At 31.0% G+C, this 20,033-nt stretch carries 17 protein-coding genes and 1 pseudogene; 3 read left to right on the forward strand and 15 right to left on the reverse strand.

Annotated features, from left to right (window positions below):
- Positions 1 to 50: 50 nt before the first annotated feature.
- From tnpA to HOO91_04925, 15 genes and pseudogenes are all read right to left on the reverse strand, one after another.
- Positions 51 to 477: pseudogene (gene tnpA, locus HOO91_04855) on the reverse strand (IS200/IS605 family transposase).
- A gap of 190 nt (positions 478 to 667) precedes the next feature.
- Entirely contained in the window at positions 668 to 1,969 is a 1,302-nt protein-coding gene (locus tag HOO91_04860) for an oligosaccharide flippase family protein (protein ID NOU16871.1), read from the reverse strand.
- Positions 1,970 to 2,124: 155 nt separating this feature from the next.
- The gene (locus HOO91_04865; protein ID NOU16872.1) at positions 2,125 to 4,341 is read right to left on the reverse strand and encodes a hypothetical protein; all 2,217 of its coding nucleotides are present in this window, start codon (positions 4,339 to 4,341) and stop codon (positions 2,125 to 2,127) included.
- 4 nt (positions 4,342 to 4,345) lie between these two features.
- The gene (gene rffA, locus HOO91_04870; GenBank protein NOU16873.1) at positions 4,346 to 5,473 is read right to left on the reverse strand and encodes a dTDP-4-amino-4,6-dideoxygalactose transaminase; all 1,128 of its coding nucleotides are present in this window, start codon (positions 5,471 to 5,473) and stop codon (positions 4,346 to 4,348) included.
- Between the two features lie 3 nt (positions 5,474 to 5,476).
- Complete coding sequence (locus HOO91_04875; GenBank protein NOU16874.1) at positions 5,477 to 6,658, reverse strand: hypothetical protein; 1,182 nt, start codon at positions 6,656 to 6,658, stop codon at positions 5,477 to 5,479.
- Positions 6,655 to 7,548 (reverse strand): methionyl-tRNA formyltransferase, encoded by an 894-nt coding sequence (locus tag HOO91_04880; protein NOU16875.1) that lies wholly within the window; start codon positions 7,546 to 7,548, stop codon positions 6,655 to 6,657. The genes HOO91_04875 and HOO91_04880 overlap by 4 nt, the downstream gene beginning before the upstream one ends.
- A 3-nt stretch (positions 7,549 to 7,551) precedes the next feature.
- Positions 7,552 to 8,475, reverse strand: a complete 924-nt coding sequence (locus HOO91_04885) for a glycosyltransferase family 2 protein (GenBank protein ID NOU16876.1) — start codon at positions 8,473 to 8,475, stop codon at positions 7,552 to 7,554.
- Positions 8,476 to 8,555: 80 nt separating this feature from the next.
- Complete coding sequence (locus HOO91_04890) at positions 8,556 to 9,605, reverse strand: NAD-dependent epimerase (protein NOU16877.1); 1,050 nt, start codon at positions 9,603 to 9,605, stop codon at positions 8,556 to 8,558.
- Positions 9,606 to 9,794: 189 nt separating this feature from the next.
- The gene (locus tag HOO91_04895) at positions 9,795 to 11,087 is read right to left on the reverse strand and encodes a nucleotide sugar dehydrogenase (GenBank protein NOU16878.1); all 1,293 of its coding nucleotides are present in this window, start codon (positions 11,085 to 11,087) and stop codon (positions 9,795 to 9,797) included.
- 11 nt (positions 11,088 to 11,098) lie between these two features.
- Entirely contained in the window at positions 11,099 to 12,043 is a 945-nt protein-coding gene (locus tag HOO91_04900) for a Gfo/Idh/MocA family oxidoreductase (protein ID NOU16879.1), read from the reverse strand.
- A gap of 59 nt (positions 12,044 to 12,102) precedes the next feature.
- The gene (locus HOO91_04905; GenBank protein NOU16880.1) at positions 12,103 to 12,678 is read right to left on the reverse strand and encodes an N-acetyltransferase; all 576 of its coding nucleotides are present in this window, start codon (positions 12,676 to 12,678) and stop codon (positions 12,103 to 12,105) included.
- A 6-nt stretch (positions 12,679 to 12,684) separates the two neighbouring features.
- Positions 12,685 to 13,803, reverse strand: a complete 1,119-nt coding sequence (locus HOO91_04910; protein ID NOU16881.1) for a DegT/DnrJ/EryC1/StrS family aminotransferase — start codon at positions 13,801 to 13,803, stop codon at positions 12,685 to 12,687.
- An 87-nt stretch (positions 13,804 to 13,890) separates the two neighbouring features.
- Positions 13,891 to 15,423 (reverse strand): ribonuclease Y, encoded by a 1,533-nt coding sequence (gene rny, locus HOO91_04915; GenBank protein ID NOU16882.1) that lies wholly within the window; start codon positions 15,421 to 15,423, stop codon positions 13,891 to 13,893.
- Between the two features lie 246 nt (positions 15,424 to 15,669).
- Positions 15,670 to 15,978 (reverse strand): cell division protein ZapA, encoded by a 309-nt coding sequence (locus tag HOO91_04920; GenBank protein ID NOU16883.1) that lies wholly within the window; start codon positions 15,976 to 15,978, stop codon positions 15,670 to 15,672.
- A 15-nt stretch (positions 15,979 to 15,993) separates the two neighbouring features.
- Positions 15,994 to 16,287: a hypothetical protein gene (locus tag HOO91_04925; protein ID NOU16884.1), complete on the reverse strand. Its 294-nt coding sequence runs from the start codon at positions 16,285 to 16,287 to the stop codon at positions 15,994 to 15,996.
- A gap of 120 nt (positions 16,288 to 16,407) precedes the next feature.
- Here HOO91_04925 and HOO91_04930 point away from each other — a divergent pair, with 120 nt between their 5' ends.
- The 3 genes from HOO91_04930 to HOO91_04940 all read left to right on the forward strand — a co-directional run bounded on the left by HOO91_04930 (position 16,408) and on the right by HOO91_04940 (position 20,011).
- Positions 16,408 to 18,129 (forward strand): M23 family metallopeptidase, encoded by a 1,722-nt coding sequence (locus HOO91_04930; GenBank protein ID NOU16885.1) that lies wholly within the window; start codon positions 16,408 to 16,410, stop codon positions 18,127 to 18,129.
- A gap of 106 nt (positions 18,130 to 18,235) precedes the next feature.
- Positions 18,236 to 18,928 (forward strand): hypothetical protein, encoded by a 693-nt coding sequence (locus HOO91_04935; protein NOU16886.1) that lies wholly within the window; start codon positions 18,236 to 18,238, stop codon positions 18,926 to 18,928.
- A gap of 3 nt (positions 18,929 to 18,931) precedes the next feature.
- Positions 18,932 to 20,011 carry an anhydro-N-acetylmuramic acid kinase gene (locus HOO91_04940; GenBank protein ID NOU16887.1) on the forward strand — a complete coding sequence of 360 codons (1,080 nt, stop codon included), beginning with the start codon at positions 18,932 to 18,934 and terminating at the stop codon, positions 20,009 to 20,011.
- Positions 20,012 to 20,033: the final 22 nt, after the last annotated feature.

Raw genomic sequence — 20,033 nt, forward strand, 5'->3', positions numbered from 1 at the left:
TTTAAATAACCCATCACCGGCAGAGCCGGTGGCTTTAATATCAGAACCGTCTAAAAGAGGGAAGATGGATTACTCTCATCTTTAAGTTCTTCATTTTCTTGATATTTTACATACCGTCTAATCATATCGGAATCAAGTCCGACTGAACTGATAAAATATCCCCTCGCCCATAAATGGTGGTTTCTTTTTCAAATTAGGGCAACTTTTGAATAACTTAATGGCTAACTTCTCTTTTAATATCCCCATGTAATCTAAAATGGAAATCTTTGGGGGAATCGAACACACCAGATGGACATGATCCTCTTGAACGCTGAGTTCCTGAACCTCGACTTCTTTCCATTGGCTGATGACGTTGACGTCATGTTCATCTAGGTTTTTTAGCAAACCTGTCAAAATTCTATACCGGTATTTTGGTACAAATACGATGTAATACTCGCATTGGTAATACACATGCGATAATTGTCTATATTTACCCATGATGTAAATGTATTAGTTCATGGGGAAAGCTAATGGCATGGCCTAATTTACATTACCACCGTCAAAGACGGTGGTTTTTTACTAAAAAATAAATTCTGTAAACTTCCAATAATCCATTATTTATTTTATCGATTTTAGAAATTTGTTGTAATTTTTTTTTATTTCAATTAAAAAATTCAATTGAGTAACATTAAACATTACCCTTTGCAAATGAATATGTCATCCTCAAATTGATCAAATAAACAAAACTTCTCCCTATTGAAAAACAAATCAGCGTATACTTGATATCATGAAAAACTATATGTCCAATAACAATTGAAAATATTGTAAAGAATAGGAATTGTGATTGCCATAATAAAACAGATTTCATCTTATTTGCAATAAAAAACATTCCCCAAAAACATTCTGCAACAAAACTTATCATAATAGTTGGGCATAGTATTCGAGCATAAACTCCAGCCTCTCTCCACTTACTCCCAAAGAAAAAAGAGATAAAATCAGGTAGGATTAGAAATAAAATAAGAAATATAACTATTGATAATGCTAAAACAATCTTAAATGTCTTCATGTAAATTGAATGGCAGTTTCCTCTTGCCTTAAACTCTTCATTTGCTCGTTGTCTAAATACATCCCTTACTGTTAAACTAATCAGTGATGCCGGAACAGAAAGAATTAATCCTGTCATAGAGTAAAGGCCAACCTCTGTCTCTGAAAAAAAGGAAGCTATGAGTAAAATGGCAACTTGACCTGCAATTGTATTTAAAAATTGACCCGGTAATACATATTTTGGACAACTACTATTTTTTTGAGATAAAAAAAGCATTCGTTTCCAAGAGATCTTTTTAAATATCTTATAATCTATCCTAAATGCACTATAAACGCAAGAAACTGCCGATAAAAATCGACCTGTCAATTCTCCCAAAATTAAACCTCCCTGAAATACTCGTATTATCCCATAAAACAAATTAGAAATAGTTATTGAACTTGAATTAATTATCTTATTAATCGCCAAATTTGAAAATTTATTTTCTCTAACCACCCACTCATTGTAACATTGATAAATAGAAATTAAAAAAGAGAGTAGTGGGCATAAAAAAATCCAATTTCCTAATCGAGGTTGATTTAGTAACTTTATTAGAATATCGGAAAAGAAAAATAAGAATATAGTTGCAAGTACCGAAATAATGAAAGAAAGAAAAATTGAAATCCCAATAATATTAACTGCATCTCTTTTATTCTTTGCGATTAAAACAACTGTTTCATATTTACCTGTTGATATTACATTTATAATTGAAGTTATTGATCCAAGAATTGCTAGTAATCCAAATTCTTCTGGTAGAAAAAGGCGAGTTAAAATAGGAGAAACAATAACAGGTATTGCCTGAGCAATAACTGTCCCTAACGTAAGAATAATAGATTTGCGAATAAAATCATTTTTATTCGTAATATCTTTAATAATTAAACTTATATCGGAAAAGTACCTTTTAATCAATTATTTTATATTTTGTCAATATCATTTATTAATAATTTTCCATGTAATATGATTTTATTTTCAACACACAAACGGGAAAATATCAATAAAATTAAGAATATATATTAATATTTATCAATTAAATAAAAAAACACCAACCATTAATTACTAATTTTTTATTTCTTTAATTCAACCTTTTTAATAACCACATCATCATAATAATAGAAAAATCCATCGTTATTGCCCAAAGTAACACAAACATACAAAAGAGGCGAAACAGCTTTTCCGTAACCACTAATTTTTGTCCAAATATTGGGTGGTACTACTTTTTTAATTGATGAAGCTCCTCCTCCGATATCAATTGAAAACTCTTTCCATTCATTTGAATAAACCCATGCTTCGCAATAATATAATTGACCCTCTTCAAGTATTTTTTGCATAATCCCTGCAAAAACATTATTTGGAGCAGTTATTCTGGTGGAATAAGGTTTGCTATGAAAAATAAGACTATCCTTTGTTGCTAAAGTATTTTCTCTGATTTTATTCCATGATTTTGCTAATCCGTTTTCAAAAGTTGACATAGCATTATTCATAACTATGTTTTCACTTATAATTTTATGCATATTTTTTGTAGCACCATATAGTTCAAACATTTTATTTGAATAAATCAAAATATAATTACTTTTAGCGTATTCTTTAAAATAGGTATAATTAACTAAATCGAAATCATATACGGGAAATTCTTCATCTATCGGCCAATTAGGGTTTCGTGGATTTTTAATCGAAAATATTAAATAATCAGGTGGGGCTTCTTTTTCTATTTTTTCTTCAAATTCTTTATGTGGAACGTTCCATAAATCTGATAGGTAATATTTAAAGTTAGTTAAATAATAAAACATTTGATTTGCATTTATAGTTAAAACGGTTTGATTCTTTTTAGCAAGTTTATTAAAATTAACAATCAATGAATCTATTGCGTTAACTCTTTCAGGATGACTATATATACCCCATAATGCTTTTGTTTCAAATTTCGTTTTTAATTCATTACGCGGTCTTTCTCTATAAACATCAACTTTTTTTCTATCGTACAGTAAAAGTATAGAGAAGCCAATTAAGATGTAAATCACAGGCTTAAAATTTAAATTATTGTTTAATAAGTTAAATGAAAGTTTTTCAATAAATAAAAAAGATAAGGATATTGCTAAAATGCCACTACCCGAATAAAATATCATCTGTATTCCACTACTTGACCCAATGAATGAAAAAAGCATAAATAAATAAGAGCATAAAATTAATTCCACATGTCTATAATTTTTTGTATTGAACAAGTATAAAATTATTGAAGCAAAACTTAGTGCAATTGTCACGTAAATCCAATTCTGCGAATTTCCTTTTTCAGTGGCATAAATGAATAATAAATATCCTAATAGTATAAAAAAAATGTATTTTAAATATTTACTAATTGAAGCCTTAGAGATAATTGCAGGAATAAAAAATAAAAATATAAAAATTAAGGTATTCATAGACGTAAACCAAAGATTTTCTTTATAAATAGCAATTAATTGATTTTGAGTATGCCCTTGAATTTCAGATGTATTTGATAATAAATAAAATGTCTTTGCTATTGTATTAATATAAATATTAAAAGAAGAAGTAGCAATCAGAATAATAAGACCAATTATTAAGCCTATCAATATACCAAATGAAGAATATAATATCTGTTTTTTTAATATTTTGATTTCGTTATTTTGGTAATAACGCCAAATAAAAATAATAAATGGCAAAAATATAAAGCTTATAAAAAATAAACGTGTATATATTGTGAAACCTATGAGAATTCCTGATATAAATAATGCTTTAAAGTTTTTTAAATATTCATTCTTTAATAAGAAGAAAATTGAAAGCAAAATTAACAATACAGGTAAATTATTATAGTTTATAGTCTGGGCAGCACTACTTGTAATTAAAATAGTAACAATAAATACCATCCAAAAAGATTTTATTGGATTAAAATATTTTTTTAGAATGATAAATGAAACACAAGATGTTCCTGATGTTACTAATACAAATCCAAGTCGCGCCCACAGAACTGATGGTGCTCCGATAATAGAAAGCCATAATCCATTTATTAAATTACTACCCCAGATTAAATCCATATTCTCATGCCACATACCATGTAGCATAAACCACGATTTAGAAAGAGTAAAACCCTCATCAGTTATATCTAAGCCCTGAGAAATCCAATAAAGGGAATATATGAGTACTAATACAAAAATTTGTAAAGATAAGTACGCTTGTTGTAGTTTTTTTCTGAAATGCAGTTGAGATGCTAATATTATAAAAAGAATAATCCATAATAAATAGCCGATATTATCAAGAATAAATTTAATCATGTTATTAACTTTTAAAATACTTAAATATATTTGAGACCATATAGTTAATTTGATCATTAGAAAGATCTATAAATAATGGAAGCCGAATTATTCTATCGCTATAAAATTTACTCCAATATAAATCTTTGTCATAGTAAACATGTTTATAAAATTCAGAATTATGCAATGGTAAATAATGAAAAACTGCATGTATATTATTTTTTTTTAAGAAAGCAATTAAAGAATTACGATCATCTAATGATCTACAAATTAAATAAAATAAATGTGCATTATTGGATGCATATTCATTAATATATGGTAATGTTATGTATTTATTATTTTGCAATTCGATTAGCTGAGAATAGTAATGCTTCCATATTTTAGTTCTTTTTTTTTGAATTAATTCAAGATTTTCTAGTTGAGCATATAAAAATGCCGCAATTATTTCTGATGGTAAAAATGAAGAGCCAATATCTACCCAACCATATTTATTTACCTCACCTCTAAAAAATTCAGCTCGATTAGTGCCTTTTTCCCAAATAATTTCAGCCCTTTTAAAAAATCGCTCATCATTAATCACAAGCATTCCGCCTTCTCCGCATTGAATATTTTTAGTCTCATGGAACGAAAAACAACCTAGGTGTCCTATCCCTCCTAGCGGTTTCCCTTTATAATATGAATCAATTGCTTGCGCAGCATCTTCAACAACTAATAGATTATACCGTTTTGCAATATCCATAATGACATCCATATTGCAAGCAACACCTGCATAATGAACAGGAACTATGACTTTCGTCCGTGAAGTAACCAGTGACTCAATTTTATTTTCATCAATACCTGGATGATCCTCTCTACTATCTGCAAAAACAACCTTAGCCCCACGTAACACAAATGCATTAGCTGTAGAAACAAATGTATACGAAGGCATTATAACCTCATCGCCAAGTTGAATATCACAAAGAATGGCAGCCATTTCTAGGGCATCCGTACAACTTGTGGTTAATAAACATTTTTTAAATCCATATTTTTGCGTAAAAAAATCATGACATTTTTTTGTAAATATCCCATTACCTGAAATATGACCATTTAGTATTGCTTGTTCAATATAACCTATTTCATTTCCTGATAAATAAGGTTTATTAAATTGAATCATCATTTAACGATAATTAAATTCTAACAAAAACTTTTTTAAATATATTAAGCCGCTAATCAAATGACTTAACCATACGAAGCATAACAAATAATCCTTAATATTATATTCACTTCTTTTAAATAAATCTTTTAAATAAAAAATGGTAGTAATTAAAAAAAGTAAATAATTAGTCATCGGAACCTGCCAAAAAAAATTCCAATGCCACATTCTAGGTCCATCTTCATATAAAACTGATGCAATTATTAACGCAGTCAAAAAAAGCAACCAAACATATAAAAACAGATATGATTCTTTTATTTTATTTCTATAAATAATTGTCACCAACAATGGGAAAGTAATTGAAGATAGTAAATCAATAACTATATTTTCTGAATAATGCCTCCATTCTCTAAAAAGTTCTATTCCAACGCTTCCTTTTTCATTATTATATAGAATTCCTCCATAATTATTAAGAATATAAATAAAATAATACTCAATTAAAAGAAATAAGCCAAGTATAAAAAGTATAATAATTCCTTTTAAAAAATATTTCGAAAATCGAAATTTTAAAAATAATATAATTGGATAAACAATTATAAAACAGATTACAAATGAAGGTTTTATTAAAACATTTAGAATAGAAAAAATTAGTATTAAAAATAACTTTTTATTTGAAGGTTTTTCTAAATATATGTATGAGTAATAAAATAGAAGTATGACAAAGGGCATAATAAATATTGTAGTCGAATTATGCCAAATATTTATACTTGCCTTGCCTAAGTAAAAATATCCATTTTTAAAGTCTAATGGAGTTATTATGGGATGTATTATTAATAACAAACTACATATCAACAGAATAATAATTAAATACTTGCTGTTTGAAGACATTTCTTCAAATCTTAATATTTTATTCATCATAATTACCGAAAAATAATATTTTAATGTAATGGCAATAGATAAAACTATTAATGAAACTGTAAAAAGAGATGTAATATTTCCATTAAATCCACTTATTATATATATAACTAGATAATATAAGAAATTAGCTGGAAGCGTATTATTCTCTATTGATGTTTTTATCATTTCAGAATGCGTGTGAATATCTGTACTAATATCATTTAAGCCAATAGATAGGAATACATAGAGAGAAAAAAGTTGTACAATGATTAATACAAAAAGAAAATTTAAACGATGTTGTAAATTCATGAATAAAATCTAGTTCGATAATTTTTTAATGGTAAAATACTATTTTTAGTTTCAGAAAATATGGCTTCAGTAATTTTTAATAGTCCATTACCGCAAATAACAATTGGATACTCTTTATCAAGTAGTATTACCTTGCCAATGTCGTTTATTTCTATTTTTAAATCTGAATACACTTCACTGTTAATAATAATAATCTCCTGATTTTTAATATAAGTTCTTGCTCCTAAGTATGGATACCCAACTGCATCTACAAAACGCTTAATATAAGAGCTACTTCTATTCCAATCAATAAAATAATCTTTATACTCACGCCAAATGCTATAAGATGCTGATTCTTCATCCTGTTTTATTCTTGGTAATTTTATATTCGCTATAATTAATTCTAAAATATGAATTATTATTGAGTTGTAAATCTCGCTAACTAGTTCAATTGCCTCATTAATTTTAATTGGATAATTAATACTAATCTTTTCTTGAAAAATAATATCTCCCTTATCGAATTCATTAGTAGCATAAAAAGCAGATACACCAATCTCTGTTTCAGCATTTAATAATTGATTAACCAACGGGCTAAATCCTCGATATTTTGGAAGTAAAGATTCATGAAAAACAATAAGTTTTGTTTTTTTGTATGGTATAATCTTATTCCAGGAGATTGCAAATGTGTATTCACTTTCATCAAAATCTGATTCTGTATTATTTTCTAAACAATACTTTAATTGATAGAAAGCACATAAATTAATTATTTCATTTGAATAATCATTTTCGCTATTTTTATCAATACCTATAATAACTCTATTAACTAGATAATGAAAATTTTTACTAATAATAGCTTTTAATACGGATAACCCTTTATAAGTTTTAAGGTATAAATCTATTTTATATTGCATTTATTATAAATTAAGTTTGTCAGAAATAATATACATTGGTCTTTGTTTTATTTTATCAAATATTTGTCCTATATATATACCAACTATTCCTATTACCGAAATAATAATTCCGGATAAAAACCATATCGAAATAATTAAACTTGTATATCCTGTTACAATTATATTCCCTTTAAAATATTGTAATAGATTATAAAAAGCAAATAGAATAGATGTAAATACAATTAAAAATCCAAATTTAATGACTAGTTTTAATGGTTTGTTTGAAAAAGCAATGATATTATTAAAAGCCAAATTCAATAAACTTTTAAAATTATATGATGATTTTCCATTGACCCTATAGCAATGTTCTACACATATTTCAATTTTTCTAAATCCGACCCAATGAACCATTGTAGGAAAATATCTGACATTATCTTCCATTCTAGAAATACTTTCAATAACTTTATATTTGTAAATTCCAAAATTGGCTATTGTTCTATCTTGCTTAGTATCTGTAAAATAACTTAGTGCTTTATAAAAAAGATATGACCAAAATCGCTTAAAAAAAGTGTCTTTTCTCTTTTCACGTCTTGCTAATACAATATCAAATCCTTCTTTCGCTTTATTATATAATTTAACAATTTCCTCCGGTTGATCCTGGAGATCACAATCCATTACAACCACCCATTCACCATTACAATGATCTAATCCTGCAGTTATAGCATAATGCTGACCAAAATTGCGGGAAAGGTTAATCCCTTTAACTCTTTTATCTTTATTTGCAAACTCCAAAATAGTATCCCAAGCACCATCAGGACTTGCATCATTTACCATAATTATTTCATAATCAGTATTTAAGGTTTCAAGTACCCCTGTAAGTCGAAAATACAATTCATACAAACTGGTTTTACAGCCATAAACTGGGGTTACAACAGAAAAGTATGGCATAGTTTTTTATTTAAATAATGTCCAACTTCATCTTTGGTAAAGCCGAAAATTCATTAATCTCGAAACCCTCTCTCAAACTATCATTCATAATACTCTTTATACCATTCTATAAACTTATCAATACCCTCTTGAACATTAGTTGAAGGCTTGTAGCCAGTAGTTTTTATTAGATCTTCGACATCTGCCCAAGTAGCAGGAACATCCCCTGCTTGAATTGGTAAAAAGTTTTTAATAGCCAACGTCCCAAGTGAATTCTCTATTGCCTTAATAAAATCCATAAGTTTAACTGGATTACTATTACCAATATTATAGATTTTGTATGGTGCAACTGATGATGAAGGATCAGGTACATTACCTGTCCATTCTGAGTTTGGCCTGGGAGGATTATCTATGACCCTTACAATTCCTTCAACAATATCATCAACATAAGTAAAATCTCGTTGCATGTTGCCATTATTGTAAACATTGATTGATTTACCCTCAAGAATTGCCTTTGTAAATAGAAACAGAGCCATGTCGGGTCTTCCCCAAGGACCATATACAGTAAAAAATCTCAAACCAGTTGTTGGCAATCCATATAGATAACTATATGTATGAGCCATAAGCTCATTGCTTTTTTTACTAGCGGCATAAAGACTAATAGGGTGATCTACGTTTTGATGGGTTGAAAAAGGCATAATTTCATTTAGCCCATAAACGCTTGAACTACTTGCATAAACTAAATGCTTAATTTCATTTTGCCTACAACCTTCAAGGATATTAATAAATCCAACTATATTACTATCGATGTATGTAAATGGGTTTTCAATACTATAACGAACACCTGCCTGTGCCGCTAAATTGCAAACTTTATTAAATTTTTCTTTTTGAAATAGTTCAAGTATAGATTCTCTATCTTCGAGTTTCAACTTGATAAACGTGTAATTATTGAATTTTGAACTTTGAACGAACTTTCCATACTCAATCTTGTCCCTGTTAATCCCCGTTTGGTCAAGACGTGAGTATTTTAGATTAACATCATAGTAATCGTTAATGCAATCCAATCCAACTAGCTCATCTCCCCTTTCAATAAGTCGTTTTGCAAGATGGAAACCAATAAAACCGGCAGTACCTGTGATTAGTATTTTCATTGATTTAGGAAAATTTAAGTTCGTAAACTTTTTTCATTCACTTATATATACAGCTTCGCTTAGTCAGCCACATTATGTACATGACCAAGATTGGTTCTTCGAAAACAACACTTAAAATGGTAGTGAACAAAACAACTTTTTAATAAAAAAGGGCTTGAAATTAGCCCTCGAAAAAGCAAATTTTATTACTTAAAGACTCCAATAGGTTAATTTAGATATCTTATTTCTAAATACCCCTTTAATGTCTATAAAAACACAATCTTTATTTGCATAATTTAAAAACCAAGTCTCATCTAAATTGAGATACTGCTGATGACTAACTGCAACTATAATAGCATCGTACTTACCTGATGGTTCACTTGCTAATTCAAATCCATACTCCTCTTTTACCTCGTGGGAATTGGCAAAGGCGTCTATAATATCTATATTATTAACACCAAAAGATTTAAGTTCTTTATAGATATCTACAACTTTTGAATTACGAATATCACTTACATTTTCCTTAAAAGTAATGCCCATTATTAGAACCCTTGAATCTTTAGGGTTTTTATCAGCAGCGATAATTTTCTTTACCGTTTGTTTTGCAACATAGCCTCCCATAGAGTCGTTAATAAAGCGACCTGCACTAATAATTTGTGGATGATATCCTAACTCTTTGGCTTTGTATACAAGATAGTATGGATCAACACCTATGCAATGACCACCAACTAAACCCGGAAAAAACTTCAGAAAATTCCATTTTGTACCAGCCGCCTCTAAAACATCATAGGTATTAATTCCTATCCGACTAAAGATTATGGATAATTCGTTCATAAACGCAATGTTGATATCGCGTTGGGTGTTTTCAATAATTTTAGCGGCTTCAGCAACTTTAATTGAACTTGCTCTATGAATTCCTGCTTTAATTATAAGTTCATACGTTTTAGCTATCTCTTCTGCAGATTCTGGATCACAACCTGATGTGATTTTTTTGATAGTTGTTAAAGTGTGCTCCTTATCACCCGGATTAATCCGTTCAGGCGAAAAACCAACTTTAAAATCAATAATATACTTTAGACCTGATAATTTTTCCAATAGTGGTACACAATCATCCTCGGTACAACCCGGGTAAACAGTTGATTCATAAACCACATAATCGCCTTTCTTTAATACCTTACCAACGGTTTCAGTTGCTGCAAGAAGAGGTTTTAAATCTGGTAAATTATGTTCATCAATTGGTGTAGGAACTGCAACCACGTAAAATTTTGCTTCCTTAATCTCCTCTAATCTATGAGTATACTGAATATCACATCCCTTGAAAGCATCTGATTCAAGTTCGCGACTAGGATCAATACCCTTTTTCATCAATTCCACTCTATCAGGTTTAATATCAAAACCTATAACAGATAGTTTTCGAGCAAATTCAAGTGCTATTGGGAGTCCAACATACCCCAAACCGATTACAGCAAGTTTCTCTTTCTTACTCAATAATTCATTGTACATATTAGTAACTTCTAAAGATTATTATTACAAAATGGATGATAATCACCTTTCAATCCAAGTATTTGAGCATTTCTGATTGTGTAAACAGTTTGAATTGATTGCCTAGCCTCTTCAAGACCAAATCCCATTCCTTCAATAATTTTTCTATAGGTATCAGTATGAAGATCTGTAAAACCTTCACTGAATTCAATTTCTTTTCCTTCAATTGCTATTGACCTAAAGGTTCTTTGACCTTTAGCTTTTATCTCGGAGGGGATATCATTATAATCAACGCTAAGGAACCATCGTACACGGGCGTTTTTGAGTTCCAAAAAACCAGCAGTTTTGTTTGGTTCTGAAATATGGACTAAGCTATCCTTAACATCACCAAAAATCCAGGTAAGCATATCAAAGAAGTGAACTCCAATATTTGTTGCTACCCCACCTGATTTTTGTATATCTCCTTTCCAACTTATTCCATACCAACGACCTCTACTCGTAATGTAAGTTAAATCAATATCATACACTTTATCTTTTGGTCCTTCTTCAATTTTCTTTTTTAATTCAATAATTGCAGGATGTAAACGCAACTGGAGAACGGTGTATACCTTTTTCCCGGTCTCTCTTTCTATTTCTTGTAGAGCATCTATATTCCAAGGATTAAGAACAATAGGTTTTTCACATATTGCATCTGCACCTTGACGAAGAGCAAAACGAATATGTGAATCATGAAGATAGTTTGGCGTACAAATACTTACATAATCGATTTTTGTTCCTTGTCTTTTTAACTTATCGATATGGCGATCGAAACGTTCGAATTCTACAAAAAAATCAGCATTTGGAAAATTACTATCCATAATTCCAACACAATCGTGTTTATCTAATGCCGCTAATAAATTATTACCAGTATCTTTAATTGCTTTTAAGTGGCGAGGAGCAATAAACCCAGCAACACCAATCAGACCGAAATTATACATTATGTTTAAATTTTGATTATAAAAGTAATTAGTAAAAGGTATATAAAATATGATTTTTATCAAACTTTCGATACATAACCATCAAGAAGTTTATATTTTCCACCGCTTTCAGAGCAGATTGCTAAACCATCTGGGTTAAATTCAAGTCGTTGTCCAAATTCGCTCATCCAGCCAACCTGACGAGATGGATTGCCAACAACCAAAGCGTATGGTTTAACATCTTTTATAACAACAGCCCCTGCACCTATAAAACAAAATTCTCCTAAAGTTACACCACATACAATAGTGGCATTAGCGCCAATGGAAACACCATATTTAACATGTGTTTTCATATATTCGCTTTTCCTGTTTACCGCACTTCGAGGGTTAATTACATTGGTAAAAACCATAGAGGGACCAAGAAATACATCATCCTCACAAATAACACCCGTATATATTGATACATTATTTTGAACTTTAACATTTTTACCCAAAATAACACCAGGAGATACAACAACATTCTGCCCAATATTACAATTATCTCCAATTTCACAATTTGACATTATATGACTGAAGTGCCATATTTTTGTGCCTTTTCCAATTTTACAATTATCGTCAATAACGGCAGTTCCATGTGCAAAGTAATCAATCGCCATAGTAAACTAGTCTAGAAAATTAATGATTGTATCACATATATACTTCTGAATATCTTCTGTAAGTTCAGTATGCATCGGTATTGAAAAAACAGATTCACATAGTAAATCGGTATTGGGAAAAAGTTTGTTGGTAGCCTTATTCTGATATGTTTCGAAAGCTTTTTGGTTATGAAGTGGAACAGGATAGTAAACCATTGAGGGAATACCTTTATCAGATAAGTGTTTTATCAGCTCTTTCCTATCTCCTTTTATCAATCGTAAAGTATATTGATGAAAGATATGATCAGACCATGATATCCGTCCAGGAATTTTAATACTTCGACAATCATCTAAAAATCTATCGTAAATACTCGCAGCAATAGTTCGATTGGTATTAAAATCATTTAGATACTTCAATTTAACCCGTAGGATTGCAGCCTGAATAGTGTCAAGCCTTGAATTTACTCCTATTTTATCGTGATAGTAACGGACTTTCATTCCATGGTTAGAGATAGATTTAATCTCCTCTGCTAAAGCATCATCATTTGTGAAAAGAGCACCACCATCACCAAAACAGCCCAAATTTTTAGAAGGGAAAAAAGAGGTAGTACCAATATCTCCAATTGTTCCAGCCTTTTTGATATTCCCGTTTTTAAATTTATAGTTAGCACCAGTGGCCTGAGCAGTATCCTCAATAACAAATATATTATGTTTTAGGGCTATTGATTGAATCTCCTCCATATTGGCACATTGACCAAATAGATGGACAGGTATAATTGCCTTTGTTTTGGGAGTTATTGCATTTTCTAATTTCTTTGGATCTATTGTAAAATTATCTTTATCAACATCAACAATAACAGGTACCATTCCAAGAAGAGCAATTACCTCAACAGTTGCAATAAATGTAAAATCAGGTGTAATTACCTCATCTCCTGGCTTTAAACCTAACGCCATTAATGCAATTTGAAGAGCATCTGTACCATTAGCACACCCAATTACATGTTTAACTCCAAGATAACTAGCTAACTCATCTTGAAAAAGACTTACCTCTTTGCCCTTTATAAATGCTGTACTATCAATTACCTCTTGTATAGAAGCATCGATCTCTTTTTTAATTTTAAGATATTGACCTTTTAGGTCACACATTTGAATTGAATGGTTCATTACGTTATCTAAATCAAGGTTTAATGTTTACACGCAACCAATAAACTGTTAACTTTAATCTTATAACTTTTACTTAGCATAACTTATAGCTCTTGTTTCGCGGATAACCGTAATTTTAACCTGTCCTGGATAGGTCATTTCATCCTGAATTTTTTTAGCTATATCAAAAGATAGTTTTGCAGCATCCTCATCGCTAATTTTTTCGCTACCAACAATCACACGAAGTTCTCTACCAGCCTGAATAGCAAAGGTCTTAAGAACTCCTGGATATGAGAAAGCCATATCCTCCATCTCTTTCAATCGTTTTATGTAAGATTCGACTACCTCACGACGAGCACCTGGGCGAGCACCTGAAATAGCATCACATACCTGAACAATTGGTGCAATCAAGGTAGTCATCTCTGTTTCATCGTGGTGAGAGCCAATTGCGTTGCAAACATCTGGTTTTTCTTTGTACTTCTCTGCTAATTTCATGCCAAGAATTGCATGTGGTAATTCTGGTTCATCATCAGGAACTTTACCAATATCGTGTAATAGTCCAGCTCTTTTAGCAGTTTTAGCATTAAGACCAAGTTCAGTTGCCATAATAGCACAAAGATTTGCTACTTCACGGGAGTGCTGCAAAAGGTTTTGACCGTATGATGAACGATATTTCATTTTTCCAACCAAACGAATAAGTTCAGGGTGCAAACCATGAATACCTAGATCAATAGATGTACGTTTACCAACTTCAATAATCTCCTCTTCGATTTGCTTTTGTACTTTCTGAACTACCTCCTCAATTCGAGCAGGGTGAATTCGCCCATCGGTTACCAATTGGTGAAGAGCTAAACGAGCTATTTCTCTACGAACTGGATCAAAAGCTGAAAGAATAATTGCTTCGGGTGTATCATCAACAATAATTTCAACTCCCGTTGCTGCTTCCAGTGCTCTAATATTTCTTCCCTCACGACCAATAATACGTCCCTTTATTTCATCTGAATCTATGTGGAAAACTGTAACTGAGTTTTCAATTGCAGTTTCAGTTGAAACGCGTTGAATAGTTTGAACAATAATTCTTTTAGCCTCTTTTGTTGCTGTCATTTTTGCTTCATCCATAATTTCATTTATAGATGACATTGCAGCTGTTCTGGCTTCAGCTTTTAATGAATCAATAAGCTGATTTTTTGCTTCATCGGCAGAAAGGCCCGAGAGGGATTCAAGTTTTTCAACGTGCATTTTATGCATTTTATCAAGCTCTTCTCCTCTCTTTTCAACGAGTTCTAACTGAGAAGTTAGGTTTTCCCTAATAACATCTGACTCCCTCTGCTTACGCTGTAACTCCTCGAACTTTTGTGCTGTCGCTGTTTCACGTTGTTTAAACTTATTTTCAGCAAGAGCCATTTTAGAATTTTTATCAGCAATAACTCTATCGTGCTCAGTTTTAAGTTGGAGAAATCTCTCTTTTGCTTGAAGAATTTTTTCCTTTTTAATAACCTCTGCCTCAGATTCAGCATCCTGAATAATTGTTTTTTTTCTACGAGCTAACACCATGTTCCATAGGAAATATGATAAAACCAGTCCTACTACAAGTGTTAATGCAGATATGATTATGTACTCCATAGTTTAGTTTTTTGTTGATATATGTTGATGTATAATATATAAAAAATGCCCGCATTAATTTCCTTAAGTTTTATGAAACCCCAATTTGACATGGGTGGAGAGGCCGCTGACTTCAGACTTCCAACGTTCCAACTAAATGGAATCCCGACTAGCGGTACTAGGCCTGTCTTAGGTTAGCATAAGTCCAACTCCAATTTTTGTAATGTTGAGTTTCGCAAAAATGTTAAGGAAATAATGCGGGCAATGCTATTTTAAAGAACTTATATTACTCTTTTCAAGATATTCACCAAGCCATTCATCCAATTCCGTTAATTCATCTAAAACTGGCGACACATCAAATTTTGTCTCGCTTTCAATTAACTTTATCACAAATTGTAAGGCTGCCATCGCTAAAAAATCCTGCAAGTCCTTATCGTTGTATCTTTGCTTATACTGCAGGACTTTCTCATTTATCATCTTCGCTGCCTTACGAATCTTCTCCTCGTCATTCCTGTCAATCTTTAGAGGATAATACCTATCAGCAACATTAACACGTATAGAAAGTTTATCCTCCATATAAGCAATCTTGGTCTATCTGTTTAGAAGAGCAATGCACTTGTCAATTTCCCGCACAATCCTATTCACTTTAATCTTTGCATCGTGCACCTCTTGATTTGATGCTTGAAGTGACTTTGCAAATTTCAATCGATCATGATGTTCTTTAAGCTCAATAAAAGTTTGTTCTTTTTCATTTAACAATCTTTTAAGCTCAATATTCTGATTCAGAAGCAACTCATTTTCATGCTTTTCTTTATCTAGAGCAGAAACAAGTAACTGAATCTTTTGTTTTATCCTAACGCCAATATTATCCTGTTGAACACTCATTACCTAATTAAAGTTGTACAAAAATAAGATTGCTTTGACAAAAAACAAAAATATTAAACCTTTATTTGGGTTGGGTAGTCGAAAAAAGTTAGTTTTACAACTCTCAAATAATGCACTAGTATGATTCACAAATCTTTCTTAATCTTTTTGTTAATAACAATATCGTCAAAATTTTCATCCGCTCAGACCGATACAAGCAAATTAAAAAATATAATGCCTATTACAGGGATTTTAGGAATTACAGGTTCATTTGGCGAAATCAGGACAGATCATTTTCATTCCGGAGTTGACTTAAGAACTGATAATAAGATTGGTAAAGAATTAAGAGCCACAAATAATGGATTTATTTCAAGGATTAATATAAGTCCTGTAGGGTTTGGAAAAGCAGTTTTTGTTGATCATCCAAATGGACTAACAACAGTTTATGCCCATTTGGATAGATATTCCGATCAGATTAATAATTATGCTAAAAAAATTCAATATCAACTCAAATTGTTTAAAATTGACGCTTTCCCGAAACCAACTGATATTCCAATAAAAAAAGGAGATTTACTTGGTTATAGCGGAAATTCTGGTAGTTCAGGTGGGCCACATTTACATTACGAAGTGCGCACATCTACTGATCAAAGGCCAATAAACCCTATTCCTAATTTTTTAAATGTTATTGATAGTATCTCTCCCATTATAAAATCTTTACATATTTATAGACTTGATAGTTCGAGCTATGCTAATGGTTATTCCAGAAAAATTGATATTATAGTTTTTAAGAACCGAAATGAATACTTAATTAACAGCAAAATAAATGCTTCTGGGAAGATTGGAATAGGAATAGACGCTATGGATAGGATTAATTCTCTTAGCACGCAGTGTGGCTTTAAAAGCATAAAACTTACGGTTAACAACAGTATAATTTACAATCTAACACTTGATAAGTTTTCGTTCGCCGAATCCCGATATGTAAACAGCATTATAGATTACGCAACAAGAATAACCTCTGGTAAAGAAATTGTTAGGTTATTTGTTGATCCCTGTAATTTCTTTTCAGGTCTACATAATATTTACAACAAAGGGATTATTACTGTTAAACCAGATAGCATTTATAAAATTGTTATTCAGGTGGCTGATGCAAGCAATAATACATCCAAACTTTCCTTTACCATTAATGGTATTAATCCCCCAGCAAAACCAGAAACAACAGGAATAAAAAAGGGAAATACTCTTCTTCTTTCATGTATGATGGACAACACGATAATTAATGATACGTTTGTACTACAAATACCGAAATATTCATTTTACAATAATCTCTACTTTACTCACCAATGTTTTGAATCACCAAAATATACTTATTCCTCTTTAATCAGGCTACAAAACATAAGAACACCCTTACATCAGAAAATTAAACTTGAAATTAAATCGAAAAATATACCAGCAAAATACCATAGTAAAGCACTTTTTGCAACATTTGACGCAAGTCAAAAGATCGTTTCAGCGGATGGCGAATGGAAAAATGGCTCTGTTAGTGGTACTATAAACAAATTGGGAGATTACTTTATTACTCTTGATACAATTGCACCAGAAATACTCCCTGTAAACATCAGGTCAAATATGGTTTCCTCTCTTGGTATACAAGCTTTGGTTAAGGATGATTTTTCGGGAATAAAGGAAATAAACGGATATATAGATGGTAGTTGGGTGCTTTTTGACTTTGATCAGAAGAATAATTTAATATTTTATCAATTTGATGAGGAACGATTGGTGAAAAATAAAAACCATCATCTGGAAATTGTTGTAAAGGATGGTAAGGATAACGAAAATCGTTATAGTTACGATTTCTTTTGGTAATTGTACTCCATAATCTGGATTACAAACCTCTTCTTGTGTATTTATTAAATTGTCTTTTAGTTATATCTTTGATACGGAATATAATAAACCATTTACCTAACTAAAAATGAGAAAGATAATAGCATTAACAACATTTATTTTTATGGTAATTATACCTTTTCAAGTGGGTTCTATTAACTATAAAAACAAGGAGATATCCTTAATATCTTTCAACATTACCATTCACCCCGATATAAAAAAGTTTTTAGACCAGTTTGAAGGCTCTTTTCCTGTTATAAAAAATAGCAATGCAGATAAAATAGTTGCAAAAATCAAAGAGCAAACATGGAGTTCATTAGTGGATAAACTACAAAGTGATATTGGAATGATTATTCTTCCAATCAGCACATTTGGTAAAGATATTAGCTACGATGCATATGGATTTCCTGATATAACTATTAGTAAAGCTCAAAGAAAAGGATTCTCAAAGTTTTACATGAAAATTGATTTAAGAATCGAACCTGAATCCGTTCAATTCACAAATAGCTACAAATCAAAATACGACACAACCCAACATTTATTGATGAAAAAAGGTGATATTAAACCAATGGTAACAATAACCCTAACAACTTATCCCAAAAATGGCATAATTCCTTTAGGTAAATATACGGGGATAACCATTTCATCAAATGCTTGGTCTGCCAGCGATACATCTTTTCTTGAGGGTTTAATTAATGCCAATACCAAGAATGATCTTACAACCCTAATGGGCTTAATCAACGAAGCTATAAACGATTTATCCTTAAATATACTTTCATAATAAATGCTAAAGTCTCTTAGCAACAATAAGCATTCATTCAAGGTAATTGGTTTGATGTCTGGTACATCGCTTGATGGTTTGGATATTTGCTTTTGCATCATAAACAGTAAAGCCAATAAGTGGAACTATAAAATAGTAAAAACCTGTACTATTCATTATAGTGATGAAATGAAGAAAAAACTATCTTCCGCTTTCAATATGTCAGGAATTGAATTAACGAAGATAGATTACGATTACGGGAAATGGATTGGAACTCAAGTCAGGGAATTTTTAAGTGATTGTGAATTAAGACCAGATTTTATTGCCTCACATGGGCATACTGTATTTCACAAACCCTCGGAAGGGTATACACTTCAGATTGGCAAAGGATCCGCAATAGCTGCTGAATCAGGTATTCCATGTATATGTGACTTTCGAACTTCGGATGTATGCAACTCAGGACAAGGTGCTCCTCTTGTTCCAATTGGCGATAGGTTGCTCTTTTCCGAATATGATATTTGCTTAAATCTCGGAGGTTTCGCAAACCTTAGCTATGAAAAAAATAATGAAAGATTTGCTTTTGATATTGGACCTTGCAACATTATACTAAATTACCTCGTCCAAAAAGATGGACTTGATTTTGATAAAGATGGAGAATTAGGTAAAAAAGGATTTATTGATTCAAAACTATTAAATGAATTGAATTCATTAGCGTTTTATCAAGGTCAATCACCAAAATCCTTAGGTCGGGAATGGGTTGAAGAAGTTGTTTTACCTATAATTGAAATATCATCAATTTCACTAAATGATAAGTTAAGAACTTTATATGAACATATTACAGATCAGATTTGTGCCAAAACAAATTCAATTATTGGGGAAAGAATTTTAGTCACAGGAGGTGGAGCTCATAATAGTCTTTTAATCCATTTGCTTCGAAGCAAGTCAAACCAATCAATTGTTCTACCAAACAAACAAACAATTGATTTCAAAGAAGCTTTGATTTTCGCGTTGTTAGGGGTTCTTTACTTACAAAAAACACCAGGGGCATTAAGTTCTGTAACCGGAGCAAAACACAACTCTATTTCAGGATGCCTCTATTATTAGAAAAAATGTGGATAATGAATGA

Source organism: Bacteroidales bacterium (assembly GCA_013141385.1).
Classification (GTDB): domain Bacteria; phylum Bacteroidota; class Bacteroidia; order Bacteroidales; family Tenuifilaceae; genus UBA8529.

Coding starts and splice junctions, on each gene's coding strand:
- HOO91_04865 (NOU16872.1), bottom strand. CDS start 4,341: ATGATTAAATTTATTCTTGATAATATCGGCTATTTATTATGGATTATT.
- rffA (NOU16873.1), bottom strand. CDS start 5,473: ATGATTCAATTTAATAAACCTTATTTATCAGGAAATGAAATAGGTTAT.
- HOO91_04875 (NOU16874.1), bottom strand. CDS start 6,658: ATGAATTTACAACATCGTTTAAATTTTCTTTTTGTATTAATCATTGTA.
- HOO91_04880 (NOU16875.1), bottom strand. CDS start 7,548: ATGCAATATAAAATAGATTTATACCTTAAAACTTATAAAGGGTTATCC.
- HOO91_04885 (NOU16876.1), bottom strand. CDS start 8,475: ATGCCATACTTTTCTGTTGTAACCCCAGTTTATGGCTGTAAAACCAGT.
- HOO91_04890 (NOU16877.1), bottom strand. CDS start 9,605: ATGAAAATACTAATCACAGGTACTGCCGGTTTTATTGGTTTCCATCTT.
- HOO91_04895 (NOU16878.1), bottom strand. CDS start 11,087: ATGTACAATGAATTATTGAGTAAGAAAGAGAAACTTGCTGTAATCGGT.
- HOO91_04900 (NOU16879.1), bottom strand. CDS start 12,043: ATGTATAATTTCGGTCTGATTGGTGTTGCTGGGTTTATTGCTCCTCGC.
- HOO91_04905 (NOU16880.1), bottom strand. CDS start 12,678: ATGGCGATTGATTACTTTGCACATGGAACTGCCGTTATTGACGATAAT.
- HOO91_04910 (NOU16881.1), bottom strand. CDS start 13,803: ATGTGTGACCTAAAAGGTCAATATCTTAAAATTAAAAAAGAGATCGAT.
- rny (NOU16882.1), bottom strand. CDS start 15,423: ATGGAGTACATAATCATATCTGCATTAACACTTGTAGTAGGACTGGTT.
- HOO91_04920 (NOU16883.1), bottom strand. CDS start 15,978: ATGGAGGATAAACTTTCTATACGTGTTAATGTTGCTGATAGGTATTAT.
- HOO91_04925 (NOU16884.1), bottom strand. CDS start 16,287: ATGAGTGTTCAACAGGATAATATTGGCGTTAGGATAAAACAAAAGATT.
- HOO91_04930 (NOU16885.1), top strand. CDS start 16,408: ATGATTCACAAATCTTTCTTAATCTTTTTGTTAATAACAATATCGTCA.
- HOO91_04935 (NOU16886.1), top strand. CDS start 18,236: ATGAGAAAGATAATAGCATTAACAACATTTATTTTTATGGTAATTATA.
- HOO91_04940 (NOU16887.1), top strand. CDS start 18,932: ATGCTAAAGTCTCTTAGCAACAATAAGCATTCATTCAAGGTAATTGGT.